The 11,435-nt window shown below is 71.9% G+C and carries 13 protein-coding genes; 5 read left to right on the top strand and 8 right to left on the bottom strand.

The features are described from left to right. Nucleotides 1–117: 117 nt before the first annotated feature. From ACFY1P_RS08640 to ACFY1P_RS08630, 3 genes are all read right to left on the bottom strand, one after another. Entirely contained in the window at nt 118–1,470 is a 1,353-nt protein-coding gene (locus ACFY1P_RS08640; RefSeq protein ID WP_390750184.1) for a tetratricopeptide repeat protein, read from the bottom strand. 116 nt (nt 1,471–1,586) lie between these two features. After that, on the bottom strand, nt 1,587–2,114 hold the full coding sequence (locus tag ACFY1P_RS08635) for a GNAT family N-acetyltransferase (protein ID WP_361521150.1): 528 nt from the start codon (nt 2,112–2,114) through the stop codon (nt 1,587–1,589). Nucleotides 2,115–2,177: 63 nt separating this feature from the next. Next, complete coding sequence (locus ACFY1P_RS08630; RefSeq protein ID WP_361521148.1) at nt 2,178–2,576, bottom strand: hypothetical protein; 399 nt, start codon at nt 2,574–2,576, stop codon at nt 2,178–2,180. A 332-nt stretch (nt 2,577–2,908) separates the two neighbouring features. Here ACFY1P_RS08630 and ACFY1P_RS08625 point away from each other — a divergent pair, with 332 nt between their 5' ends. Next, nucleotides 2,909–4,396, top strand: coding sequence for a neocarzinostatin apoprotein domain-containing protein (locus ACFY1P_RS08625; protein WP_361521145.1), 1,488 nt, complete (start codon nt 2,909–2,911; stop codon nt 4,394–4,396). 585 nt (nt 4,397–4,981) lie between these two features. Here the strand turns inward: ACFY1P_RS08625 and ACFY1P_RS08620 are convergent. After that, on the bottom strand, nt 4,982–6,502 hold the full coding sequence (locus ACFY1P_RS08620) for a carboxylesterase/lipase family protein (protein WP_390750183.1): 1,521 nt from the start codon (nt 6,500–6,502) through the stop codon (nt 4,982–4,984). A 92-nt stretch (nt 6,503–6,594) separates the two neighbouring features. On the opposite strand from ACFY1P_RS08620, the gene ACFY1P_RS08615 reads away from it, so the two are divergent. After that, nucleotides 6,595–7,188, top strand: a complete 594-nt coding sequence (locus ACFY1P_RS08615) for a TetR family transcriptional regulator C-terminal domain-containing protein (protein WP_361521140.1) — start codon at nt 6,595–6,597, stop codon at nt 7,186–7,188. A gap of 189 nt (nt 7,189–7,377) precedes the next feature. On the opposite strand, the gene ACFY1P_RS08610 is transcribed toward ACFY1P_RS08615, so the two are convergent. Further along, nucleotides 7,378–7,728 (bottom strand): darcynin family protein, encoded by a 351-nt coding sequence (locus tag ACFY1P_RS08610; protein WP_361521137.1) that lies wholly within the window; start codon nt 7,726–7,728, stop codon nt 7,378–7,380. A gap of 94 nt (nt 7,729–7,822) precedes the next feature. Here ACFY1P_RS08610 and ACFY1P_RS08605 point away from each other — a divergent pair, with 94 nt between their 5' ends. Beyond that, nucleotides 7,823–8,545, top strand: a complete 723-nt coding sequence (locus tag ACFY1P_RS08605) for a TetR/AcrR family transcriptional regulator (protein ID WP_361521134.1) — start codon at nt 7,823–7,825, stop codon at nt 8,543–8,545. 128 nt (nt 8,546–8,673) lie between these two features. Here the strand turns inward: ACFY1P_RS08605 and ACFY1P_RS08600 are convergent, their stop codons facing one another. Then, a complete protein-coding gene (locus ACFY1P_RS08600) occupies nt 8,674–8,904 on the bottom strand; it encodes a hypothetical protein (protein ID WP_361521131.1) in 231 nt (76 codons plus the stop codon). Nucleotides 8,905–9,049: 145 nt separating this feature from the next. Here ACFY1P_RS08600 and ACFY1P_RS08595 point away from each other — a divergent pair, with 145 nt between their 5' ends. After that, entirely contained in the window at nt 9,050–9,613 is a 564-nt protein-coding gene (locus ACFY1P_RS08595) for a GNAT family N-acetyltransferase (protein WP_390750182.1), read from the top strand. Nucleotides 9,614–9,679: 66 nt separating this feature from the next. Here the strand turns inward: ACFY1P_RS08595 and ACFY1P_RS08590 are convergent, their stop codons facing one another. After that, nucleotides 9,680–10,174, bottom strand: a complete 495-nt coding sequence (locus ACFY1P_RS08590) for a MarR family transcriptional regulator (RefSeq protein ID WP_361521126.1) — start codon at nt 10,172–10,174, stop codon at nt 9,680–9,682. Between the two features lie 88 nt (nt 10,175–10,262). Between ACFY1P_RS08590 and ACFY1P_RS08585 the strand changes: the two genes are divergently transcribed. Beyond that, the gene (locus ACFY1P_RS08585; protein ID WP_361521124.1) at nt 10,263–10,553 is read left to right on the top strand and encodes a hypothetical protein; all 291 of its coding nucleotides are present in this window, start codon (nt 10,263–10,265) and stop codon (nt 10,551–10,553) included. A 117-nt stretch (nt 10,554–10,670) separates the two neighbouring features. On the opposite strand, the gene ACFY1P_RS08580 is transcribed toward ACFY1P_RS08585, so the two are convergent. Further along, nucleotides 10,671–11,432, bottom strand: a complete 762-nt coding sequence (locus ACFY1P_RS08580) for a glucose 1-dehydrogenase (protein WP_361521121.1) — start codon at nt 11,430–11,432, stop codon at nt 10,671–10,673. Between the last annotated feature and the right edge of the window lie 3 nt (nt 11,433–11,435).

Below are 11,435 nucleotides of genomic sequence, written 5' to 3'. Positions count from 1 at the left end.
GCTTGACAGCAAGCCTCAAGACCTTACCCGTGACACTTCCGTTCACTCACACCCATGGAAATCATGGAACTCCTGTGCTTTGGTGGCGAGTTGGTCGCACAGAGGTCCGACGTCGGGTCAGCGAGCGGTCCGTGCGGTGAGGCGGGCCCAGGCGTTGCCGTCGTAGGGGCAGCGGGGCCGCAGGTGCACGCGTTCGCTGAGCAGCGTGCGGGCGAGGTCGTGGTGCCCGGCGCGCAGGGCGGACTCGACGAGCGTCTTCTGCAGGGCGTCCCGCTGGGCGTGGCTGCCGCCGAAGGTGTGGAGGCGGCGCCGCAGGGGCAGCAGCAGGGCGACCGCGTCGGCATACCGCCGCTGCCCGTAGGCCACGAGTGCCCGGCACACCGGCAGGCCGATCTCGGCGGTCATCGGGACGTTGGACCCGCCCGCGCCCCCGGCGGCGGCATCCCGCAGCCAGGCTTCCCGGTCGCGGATGAGCCGTTCGGCGTCGGCCGTGCGGTCGGCCCCGACGTAGGCCATGACGGCGTGCACGTCGTTGAAGGCGTAGTAGGCGCCGTCGCACCGTCGCGCCCAGGCGTCGGCGAGCGCGGGCCAGCGGCCGCCGGTGTCCTCGTCCGCGAGGTACAGCCGCCAGAGCAGCGACGCGGCGTCGAGGAGCTCCATCGCCGCTCCGGCCGAGCCCTCGTGGTGGACGGCGGCGTCGTAGACGGCGAGCACCTTCTCCACGCGGCCCGTCTCCATGACGTAGAGGGCGTAGTGCCACCAGTTGTGCACGTTGAGGTAGTTGCCGCTCGACCAGTCGTCCGTGCGGGCGTCGAGGTAGCGGATGCCGTCCTCGTAGCGGCCCTGCATCTCGTAGGCGTGCACGACGGCGTGGATGCCCCAGACGTCCCGCGCGTTGCGCTCCACCGCTTCCAGGCCCACGCGCTCGGCCAGGGTGTAGTGGCCGGCCTCCTCCAGGCCGAAGGCGTACATGCCCTGGAGCAGGCCGTAGTGCGGATCGTCCGCGTCCCAGGAGGACAGGGCTCCGCCGATGCGGTCGCGCAGCAGCGCGGCGTCGCCCGTGAAGAAGTCGAGCTGGTGCCCGACGGCGAGGGCGAGGGCGTCCCGGGGGTAGGCCATGGCGAGCTCGGCGAGGACTCGGCCCGCGTGCCGCATGTCGCCGTCCAGCCAGCGGGAGGCGGCCTCGACGTGCATGCGCTCGCGCGGGTCCAGGTCCGCCACGGGCACGGTCCGGCGGTACGCGTCGAACGCCGCGGCCGCCTCGGCCGCGTCCTTCTCCTCCGTGCCCAGCAGCCCGAGGTAGGCGCCGAGGACGTGGCCCATGGCGGACCGGGGCGAGACGTCGAGCACGGCCGCGGCCTCCGCCGCCACGTCCCCGCGGAAGAAGAGCAGGCTGTCCAGCGCCTGCTCGTAGAGCCGCACGGCGTCGGCGTCGGTGTACGTCATCGCGTGGGCATGCCGGTCCGTCACCACTTCGTCCTCCTACCGGATCGCTTGCGGATCGCTCGGGGATCGCTTTCGGGATCGCTTCGGGCGGGAGGATCTCTGCCCCGGTGCGGCGCAACGGACACCGCGCCGGCGACGGGTCAGCGCGTACCGGTGGCGCGCGCGGCGCGCCGCAGCCGGGCGCGGGCCGGGTCCCGCGGCGCGTGGGTGGTGGCCGGCGGCTTGTCGGGGCTGGTCCGTACGAAGAGGGTCACGGTGACGCCCTCGGTGAAGCCGCCTCGGCGCATCAGGGCCGCCGACGCCTTGTTGCTGCTCTCCACGTCGGTGATGATCCGGGAGGCACCGGCCGCGAAGAGCGCCTCGCAGCACCGCTCGACGAGCGCGCTCGCGACCCCCTTGCCCCGCGCGCGTTCATCGAGCGCGATCCACTCGAGATACCCCCAGTCCTCACGCTCGTCGTAGGACAGCGACCCGAGCACGAACCCGATCAGTCCCTCGTCGTCCACGGCGACCCAGCAGGCCTCCGGCTGCGCGTCCCAGTGCACGGCGACGGTGGACAGCGACCACGAGGTGTACGGCATCGCGTCGACGTCGTACGCGCGGTACCCGAGGTTGAGAACGCCGTCCAGATGGGACAGCTGCATAGGAATGATGTCGATTTGACCCATGGGGGAATCTTTACATATGGGGGAGTTCGCGCCCGCGGCGGCTCGGGTCCGGCCCGGGCCGCGTCACCACAGCCGCTTGCGCCGGTACCGCACGCTCCCGGCCTCCCCCACCGCGTCGTAGCCGTCGGCACGGCGCCAACGGGCGCTGTCGTAGCCGACGGTGTCGGCCCAGGGGCCGGCGATTCCGCACAGCTGGTTCCACAGGCGGAACTTCGCGCGCAGCACGCCGCGCGAACCGTCGTCGCACTCGAACACGTCCCGGAGTTCCCGGCACAGGAGGAAGAGGGCGTGCTGGAAGGACACGACGGTGCAGTAGACGCCGTTGCCGAAGCCGTGGGCACGCCGCACGTCGTCGGTCCGGGACGTGAGGAACGCCTCCAGGGCGTCCACGTCGGCGAGGGTGAGGTCCGCGGCGTAGCGCAGTTCGCGGACCGCGGGCGGGGGCTGGGTGACAGCGCTCATGAGGCTCCCTTTCGGCGGAGTTGGGCTTGTCGGCTCCGCCCCGTCTAACGATGTCCTCTTATTTCGGACATGGGTTGCTTATTCGGAATCTCCACAAAGGACTCTCGGCGTGACCTCTGCGCGGTGACCCGCCGTGGGGATCTGGCCGAAATCACAGGCTGGCAGCGGCCACCTCGCGCCACGAAGATGCTCCCCTGCCGCATGGGGTCGATCGGAGAGGTGGGGAACGGATGGCGTTACGACTGGCTTTACGACGAAGAGGGCTGCGGGGCAGACGGATTGGGACGCTCGCGCACGGTGCGGTCGCGCTGGCGCTCGCCTGTGCCGGGGCCGTGGCCGCCCCCGCCGCGGCGAGCACGCCGGCACCGGCGTCACCCTCCGGATCGGCCTCCGCTGCGGCGTGCTCGACGGACCCGGGCGCCGAGGGCCTGGCGAGCAGCCCGGTGTCCGGCAGCCTGGTCTCCGTGCCCCGCGCGGACGGCCGGATAGCCCAGTTCCAGCTCTTCTACGACACCACCGCGACCAGGGGCCTGCCCTTCGTCTGGCACCGTGAGCAGGACGCGCCGGGCGGCGCGTACGGGCCGTGGCAGCGGGTGGGTACGACGACCGTGGGCCCGAAGAACTACTCCGTCGCCGCGATCGAGAACTCGGCGGGCGATCTGGAACTGCTGTTCCCCACCTTCGGCACGTTCTGCCACGTGGTGGAGGACGGCGGCGAAGGCGGCTGGAGCGCCCCGGAGACCTTCGGTCTCGCGCCGTCGCCGTACCACGGCGGAGTCGTGCTGTTCAAGGAACGGGACGGCAGCATCGACGCCTTCGCCTCCGGGCCGGGCAACGGCAGCGCGATGGAGCTGCGGCACCAGCGGACGCCCGACGACGGCTGGGGCCCGGTCCGGTCCACCGGGCCGCTCCCGGACCCGAACGCCGGGCTCGGCCAGCCGGGCAGCGTGGAACAGCTCGCGGACGGAAGGCTCCGTCTGACCGCCCGGGAGTGGAACAGGGACCGCACGTGGGAGGTCCAGCAGTCGGCACCGGGTGGGGGCTGGGGCGCCTGGCAGTTGCTGCCCCCGGCTTCCGCCCACGCGCGGCGGGCCGCCGCCCCCGCGGCCGGTCCGCGACTGGACGTGAACCGGACGGGTGGCCTCCTGGACGGCGACATCGTCGAGTTCACGATCGCGGGCGGCCCGCCGAAGGAACGCGTGTGGGTCAAGCAGTGCGGTCCCTCGGCATCGGTGACCACCTGTGACAACGCCACCGGGCGCCAGTTCCGCGTGTATCCGGACGGCACGTACCGGAAGTCGCCGAAGAAGCTGTACGCCCAACTCAGCACGACCGCCGGGGACGTCGACTGCCGCACGGCGCCGGCCGACAACCCCTGCTCCCTGGCCCTCACCGACAACACCGGGGCCCTGCTCACCACCACCGCGCTGCACTTCCGCCCGCACGGCCGCCCGGAGGATCCGCCCACCCTCGACGTCGCACCCGACGAGGGCCTGGTCGACGGCCAGCCGGTGCACGCGACGGGCGGGGGTTACGAACCGCAGTACCACGTGCTCGTCATGGAGTGCGCCACCGGCTCCGCCGACACCTCGGGCTGCCGCGCCCGCACACGGCCGCCTGCGACCGGCGACGACGGCCGGATCGACGAGACGGTGACCCTCTCCGCGACCTTCACCAGCATCGACGGCCACGCCGTCGACTGCCGTGCCGAGGACGCCTGCGAGCTGGTGGTCTTCGGCACCCGCGTCCGCGGCCCGGAATCCGTCCGCCACCCGCTGGAATTCGCGCGGGCCGGTCAGCGGGACGCGGCCCGCCCATGACATCCGTCAAGGTGCACCGGTGACAGAGCGCCCTACTGCCCGGCGTCCTCGCACGAGAAGATGATCTCGCACCACCGGATGGTGAGAGCACCGCACCACCATGCCGAAGCGCGTCACCGCACTGGCACTGGCCTTGGCCGTCGTCACCCTCACCGGGCCGGCCGCGGTGGACGCCACAGTCGGCGGGACGGTCACCAACACCGTCTCGCCGACGGCCATCGGCGTCAACGCGCCCTTCTGGAACCCCCTGCTGCCCCGCCCCGACACCCCCGAGCTCATCAAGAAGCCCGGCATCCACACGCTCTCGTTCAACGCGGGCGGCGCCGGTGGCCTCTACCACTTCGGGAAGGGCGGCCGGCTCAGCCCCGACCCCAACGGGCCGGACAACGGCGGTTTCCAGGGCCTCACCCCGAAGTTCAGCTCCGAATCAGTTCGCGCGGGCCGCGCACGCGGGAATGCTGGTCCACGTCAACTACGAGGCCGGCCCACCGACACCGAGGCCGCCCCCAGCACCCCGGAGCACCCCAAGCCGGGCGGCCCCCAGGAGGCCGCCGACTGGGTCCGCTACGCCAACCGCACCCACCACTACGTAGCGGTCGGGCAGGCTGACCGGTTCTGGACGAGGTCGAAGGGGGCCGGGTGCCGGCCCTCCCAGATCCGGCGGGAGGATTGCCCGGGATACGGCACGGTCTCCGATTCGGCGTCCAACACGCGGGTGAGCCGTTGGTCGGGACGGTAGGGAGCCCAACCGGGGTCGCCGGTGGAGGCGAACCGGACCCATGCCCGCCGGAGTTCTTCCGACACCGCGACGGCCTCGGGGGAAGGCCGGTCGCCGAGGAGCTGTTTGCCGGCGGGGCTGTCCAGCGTGCCGAAAGCCAGGGGGACGTCGAGACTGTGGCAGGCCCCCAGGATCCCGCCGAGCGCCGGGGAGGCGAGACGCAGGTCGAAGAGGAACGAGGCGCCCCCGGCCACGGCGTTCGCCTCGGCCAGTTGCTGGGAGGGCATCCGGAAGAAGGCATCGGAGTACACCGCTTCCAGCAGTTCCTCCGCGGTGGCCGCTGGGCGGGCGGCGCGGTAGGCGCCCGCGCCGTCCGGTGCCGGGGCGAACAGGTCCAGGGCGGTACGGGCGTCCTCGTCCGTGAACGTGCCCAGCCGTCCGGTCATGACGCTGAACAGCCGGAACTCGTCGCGGGTATGGCCGACGAGGAGCTCGGCTCCGCTCGCGCGACCGGCGGTCAGCGCGGACCAGGGCGTTTCGGGGAGTACGTCGCCGTCGACCACGGGACAGACGGCGATGCCTGCCTGCGAGAACCGTCCCCAGCTCGCCCGGTTGCCGGGGAGGCCGGCGCTGAGTGCGGTCAGCTCGTCGGCCAGGCGCCGGGGGTCGACGTCGGAGAACGCCGCGGCCGTCGGCGCCGTGCCGAGCCGGCCGGCGAGCGTCGCGGTGACCTGTTCCGCCAGCGCACGGGTGCAGTGCCAGCCGGGCACCGAGTGGGTGATGGCCCGCCGGAAGAGGCCGCGCACCGGCCTCATCGTCAGCAGCGCGGCGATCGACCCCGCTCCGGCGGACTGCCCGGCCACGGTGACGTTGCCGGGGTCCCCTCCGAAAGAGGCGATGTTCCGCCGCACCCAGTGCAGTGCCGCGATCTGGTCGAGGAATCCACGGTTGGCCGGGACCCCTTCGAGGAGGGCGAAGCCCTCGGCACCCACTCGGTAGTTGATGCTCACCACGACGAGCCCGGCCCCGGCCAGTGCCGTCGGGTCGTACATCGGGTCGCTCGACGCCCCCGCTATGTAGGCGCCCCCGTGGATCCACACCAGCACCGGCAGTCCCGCCGCGCCCGGATCGGGAGTGCACACGTTCAGCGTCAGCCAGTCGGTGCCGTCCGCCGGACTCACACCGACCGGACCGGCCTGCGGGACCGCGAGGCCGAACTCCGCGGCCTCCCTCGTCCCTTCCCAGGCCGGGGGCGGAGCGGGTGCGGCGAAACGGAGGTCTCCCACCGGCGGCCGGGCGTACGGGATGCCGCGGAACACCGCGTGCCCCGCCCGGCGGCGACCCCGCACAACACCTTCCGTGGTGCGCGCCGTCGGCTGTTCGAGCATGTCGCTCCCCTTCCTCCGAAGAGCCCCCAGCCTTATCAGCCAGCTGTATTATGTCAACCGTAAGAAAACGACTCCCGGGGGAGCAGCTGACGATGCCGAAGCAGGTGGACCACCGCGAACGCCGCGAGACGATCGCCCGCGCGCTGTGGCGCGTGGTGGAGCAGCGCGGGGTCGCGCACCTGACGCTGCGCGAGGTCGCGCAGGAGGCGGGCATTTCCCACGGAAGCCTGCAGCATTACTTCGCTTCCCGGGAGGCGATGCTCTCCTTCGCCATGGACTTCGCGTCCGAGCAGACGTCACTGCGCGTCGGCCGGGGCCTGAAGGAGCTCGGCGATGCGCCGCACCCTCGCGCCGTGCTCCGGCTGATGCTCGCGGAGACACTCCCGTTGCACGCCGACGCCCGGGCGACCAGCCGGATGAGCGCCGCCTACGTCCTCGAGGCGCTGCACGACGAGAAGGTCCACGCGCGGGCGCGTGGCGGGCTCGTCCAAGGGCGTGCCCTGGTCGAGCAGTTGGTACGTCAGGCGATCGCCGACGGGCACATCCGGCCGGACCGCGACCCGGCGGTCGAGACCGATCTACTCCTGGCTCTCACCGGCTTCACGCCGCTGATCGAACTGGACGTCATCACCCCGGAGGCGGCGCTCACGGCCGTCGATCAGCACCTGGACAGGCTGTTCGCCTGAGCCGACACGAGCCCCGTCGCCGTCCGGCGCGGGTCGACGGCCCGGACACCGGCCCGCGTCGCCGCTGTCGTCGACAGTGAACGCCGTCGCAGGAACGGGCACGGAAGACGCGACGCCGTTGGGGGCGTAGGTCCCTGCGGAGCCGGCCGACGGTGAGCGCCTCACGCAACGGCTGCTTGCCGGGACCGGTCAGTCACCGGACGCCGCCCCGCTGCCCAGGGCCTGCTCATACTGGTGGAAGCCGTCCTCGACCCCGAGGAGCACCTCACCGAAGGTGAGGTAGCCCCCGCTGATGACAGGCGTGTCGCGCAGGGCCTCGACGAGGAAGTAGTACGCCCCCAGGTCCTCGGTCTCGAGCACGACGAAGTCCGAGAAGCGGCCGGTGAACGCCTCGGCGTCGAAGAAGCGCGCTCTCACCCGGTCGGCGTGGGCGGCGAAGACCGGCTCCAGATGCGCCTCGCGCATCGCGTTGCGCTCCTGGCGCGACAGCGCCAGCCACCGCTCGGTGACCGTGTAGGTCAGGACGATTCCGTACCGCATGAGAACTCCCCCGGAAGGTTTGCTAACACCGTTAACTTTCGGGAGAAGGTAAAGTTATATGCGTTAACTTTGTCAAGCGGGAGGTCGCGGGGTCGTGACGAGCACGTCGAAATCGGGAGCCCCTGCCGGCCGTCGCCATCGCGTCCGCGAGGAGGCGCTGGCCGAGATCCTGCGCACCGGCCGACGGCTGCTGGTCGAGGAGGGGCCGGCCGCCGTCACCCTGCGGGCCATCGCCCGCGAGATGGGCATGACGGCGCCCGCCCTGTACCGCTACCACGGCAGCCACCGCGACCTCGTCCAGGCGCTGACCTCGCACCTCTACGACGAGCTGGCCGCCGCCCTGGCCGCGGCCCGCGACCGTCACCCCGCGGGCGAACCCGGGCGGCGGCTGCGTGAGGTGGGCCGGGAACTGCGCCGCTGGGCCCTCGCCCATCCCCACGAGTTCGGGCTGCTGTTCGCCAAGCCGGTCACGGACGCCGACACCGCGCCCGGCTCCGCAGCCCACGACCCCAGCTGGCGCTTCGGCGGCGTCGTCCTCGACCTCATGGTCCAGCTGTGGCACCGCGGGACCATCGAGGTGCCCCAGGACCTCGACCCGGCCTGGGCCGCCCAGTTGCGGGAGGTCCACGAGCACCTCTCCGGCGAACCGGTGCCGCTGGACGTCGTCTACGTCTTCGTCGCCTGCTGGGCCCGCCTCTACGGAGCCGTCGCCGTCGAGGTCTTCGGCCACCTCGACTTCGCCCTCACCGACCCAGGACCGCTCTTCGAGCACACCCTCGACGACATCCTGACAACACTCGGCGCCCCGGCCGGCTGAGTCTGCCGGTACCGACCCCGACCGCCCGGAACGCCGCGTCAGCAGCCCCCGGACGCCGAGGGGCGAGGCGGCCGCACGATGCCGCGCTCCGCCGCGTGAACGGCCGTGCGCCGAACGGCCGTCACCGGTCACTCCGGCGGTCCGACGGCCCGCCTTTCCGTGGGCGAGAAGGCGTCGAGCATTCCGGCGAGTGCGCGCACGGACGGGCGGGCGTCGGGCTCGCGGTGCGGCCGGTGCCAGGACGCGTAGACCGGGTCGCGGGCGAGGAGTTGGTCGTGGCTGCCGGCGGCGGCGCCCCTGCCCTCCCGCAGCAGCACGATCCGGTCGGCGACGCGCGCGGTGAGCGGGTTGTGCACCACCCCCATACAGACCTTTACGGCTGTTGATGTGGATGTTTCTCAATGCGCGTGGAAGATTTTTGGTTGATGACAGTCGAACGCGCAGACGCCCGCGAAGACCTCGTCGGCGCCCCGGCCGGTCCCTGGCCTGGCTATGCTGCCGATCATGACCAGCGGTGTAACCACTGAGCCCGCCGTCCTCGATGCCACGGAGCTGACGTCCGATCCGGAGCTGGAGGCCCGGTTCGCGGAGTCGGCCCACCGGATCCTGGCGGATCTGGTCGCTGGAGGTGCCGCGCTGGGCTGGGTCGAACCGCCCTCGCGGGAAGAGGTGGCGGAACTGCTCGGCCACGTCGTCTCCGCGGTACAGGCGGGAGACGCGGCCCTGCGTGCCGCTTACCTCGGCCGTCGACTCGTCGGGCTGGGGTACTGGCTCCGCTACGCCCGGCCCACCCATCGGCCCCACGCCGATCTGGAGAAGGTCGCGGTAGCTGCCGCTGCCCACGGCCGTGGCGTCGGCCGGGCGCTGACCGCTGCCTTGATCTCTGACGCCCGGGAAGCGGGGATCGAGGTCCTCACCCTGGACGCCCGCGGCGACAACGCCAACGCCCTGCACCTCTACCGGTCTCTGGGCTTCACCGAATACGGCCGCCTGCCCGGCTTCGTCGCCGTCGGCGAACACCGCTACGACAAGGTCTTCCACATGCTGGACTTCCGCCGGCAAGGCTGACCACTGTCAACGCACGAAGGAGAGCGTCGAGTGCCCGTTCCCCGGTCACGTCCGCACGCTCGTCGATCACCCTGACAAGCCGCCCGCCCCTGACGGACGGCCGGCCTCACCCTGGGCGAGCGACTCCGTCAGGCGCTCCAGGCGCGTGGCGAAGGTGGCGGCCTCACCCGGCGGCCATGCCGCCATCTCCTCGGCCAGGAAGGATTCCATAGCCCTTCGCAGCGCCGCGACCGCATGCTCGCCCGCATCGGTGAGGGCCAGTCTGGTGGCGCGGGCGTCGGCGGGGTCGGGGCGACGGGTGATCAGCCCGGCTTCCTGAAGCCTGGTGGCGTAGCGGGTGGTGACGGTGCGGTCCATGCCGATCGCCTCGGCGAGCTTGGTGGCGGTGACGGGGCCCACGCGGGCGATCCCGGACAGTACCGGGTAGGTCGTGGCGTCCACGCCTTCCACCCCGGAGGCCAGCCGGCCGTAGAGTCCGGCGCGGGTGGCCCGCAGGGTCAGTGCCCCGATGGCCGCGGCCACCCGGGCGGCGGACGCGCTGTCATGCGTCTTCTCACTCACACCTCGATGGTACGTGCAAAAAGCACGGAGTCCTGCTACCTTCGAATGCGTGCAGAAAGCACGTGCATTCAACACGCAAAGGATGGCCATGTCGCACTCGTCCACGAACCCGCACCAGCCCGCCGTACGCCCCGAGGACGTCCTGCCCGAGGGGATCGACTCGACCGCGATGAACGGACTTACCGTCCGCAAGGGCTCGGTGGCCGCATTCGTCGCCAACGCCCTCCGGCTGGACGACCTCACCGAGGGCACTCCCGAGCACACGGCCGTCGTCACGCAGATGCGAGAACTCGCTCCCGCCCTGCGCGCCATCGGCGTCCTCGACGTCTTCCGGCCCCGCTCCCCCGCGGTGGAGCGGATCATCACCGAAGCCGCGTAGCGCATCGCGTGCGCAACCGCCCACCGACTGCACCGGCCCACAACGCCACACACAGCGGCCGCAGGGCAATCGCCCTGCGGCCGCTCCGCGTTCCCCATGCGGCCACGCCGCACGGCACTATGCGATGTGCGTGCCCCCGTCGACCGTCAAAGTGGTACCGGTGATGTAGGACGCCGCGTCGGAGACGAGGAAGACCAGAGCCGCGGCGAGCTCCTCGGGCTGCCCGACGCGGCCTGAAAGCACCCGCGGCATCACCGCCTCGAGGTAGCCCTCGGCGTAGCCGTCGGTCATCGGGGAGGTGAAAAGGCCCGGCGCGAGGGCGTTCACGCGGATGCCCTTGCTCGGGGTCCACTGCTGGGCGAGATCGCGGGTGAGCCCGAGAAGCCCGGCCTTCGACGCCGAGTAGGCGGCCTGCGGCAGACCGCCCGTGACCAGCGCGAGGATGCTCGAGACGTTGACGATGGCACTGCCGGGCAGCATCACCGCGCCCGCGGCCTGGGCCATCCAATAGGCGCCGTTGAGATTGATGTCGATGACCTCGCGGAACTGCTCCGGTGTCTCCTCGGTCGCGGGGTGTTCACTGCTGATCCCGGCGTTGTTGACAAGAATGTCCAACCGCCCGAAGGCGTGCACAGCCGCGTCGGCCAGCGCGCGGCAGTCCTCCGGCTCGGCGACGTCGGTACGCACGGCGACGGCCCGGCGGCCGAGCCCCTCGACGGCCGCGCGCACAGCCTCCAGCCTCTCGACGCGCCGCGCCCCGAGCACGACATCGGCGCCGGCCTCGGCCAGCGCGGTGGCGAAGGCGACACCCAGCCCGGAGGAGGCTCCGGTGACCACGGCGACGCGACCGTCGAGCCGGAAGCGATCGAGGACACTCATGAC

The sequence above is a fragment of the Streptomyces sp. NPDC001407 genome (assembly GCF_042895325.1).
Lineage (GTDB): Bacteria > Actinomycetota > Actinomycetes > Streptomycetales > Streptomycetaceae > Streptomyces.
Note: the sequence above shows the minus strand (reverse complement) of the source record. Positions and strands in the feature narration are given on the sequence as shown.

Excerpts from the sequence above, each read along its gene's own strand:
- ACFY1P_RS08630 (WP_361521148.1), bottom strand. The coding sequence starts at position 2,576 with ATGAGCGCTGTCACCCAGCCCCCGCCCGCGGTCCGCGAACTGCGCTAC.
- ACFY1P_RS08635 (WP_361521150.1), bottom strand. The coding sequence starts at position 2,114 with ATGGGTCAAATCGACATCATTCCTATGCAGCTGTCCCATCTGGACGGC.
- ACFY1P_RS08610 (WP_361521137.1), bottom strand. The coding sequence starts at position 7,728 with ATGCGGTACGGAATCGTCCTGACCTACACGGTCACCGAGCGGTGGCTG.
- ACFY1P_RS08595 (WP_390750182.1), top strand. The coding sequence starts at position 9,050 with ATGACCAGCGGTGTAACCACTGAGCCCGCCGTCCTCGATGCCACGGAG.
- ACFY1P_RS08615 (WP_361521140.1), top strand. The coding sequence starts at position 6,595 with ATGCCGAAGCAGGTGGACCACCGCGAACGCCGCGAGACGATCGCCCGC.
- ACFY1P_RS08620 (WP_390750183.1), bottom strand. The coding sequence starts at position 6,502 with ATGCTCGAACAGCCGACGGCGCGCACCACGGAAGGTGTTGTGCGGGGT.
- ACFY1P_RS08585 (WP_361521124.1), top strand. The coding sequence starts at position 10,263 with ATGTCGCACTCGTCCACGAACCCGCACCAGCCCGCCGTACGCCCCGAG.
- ACFY1P_RS08580 (WP_361521121.1), bottom strand. The coding sequence starts at position 11,432 with ATGAGTGTCCTCGATCGCTTCCGGCTCGACGGTCGCGTCGCCGTGGTC.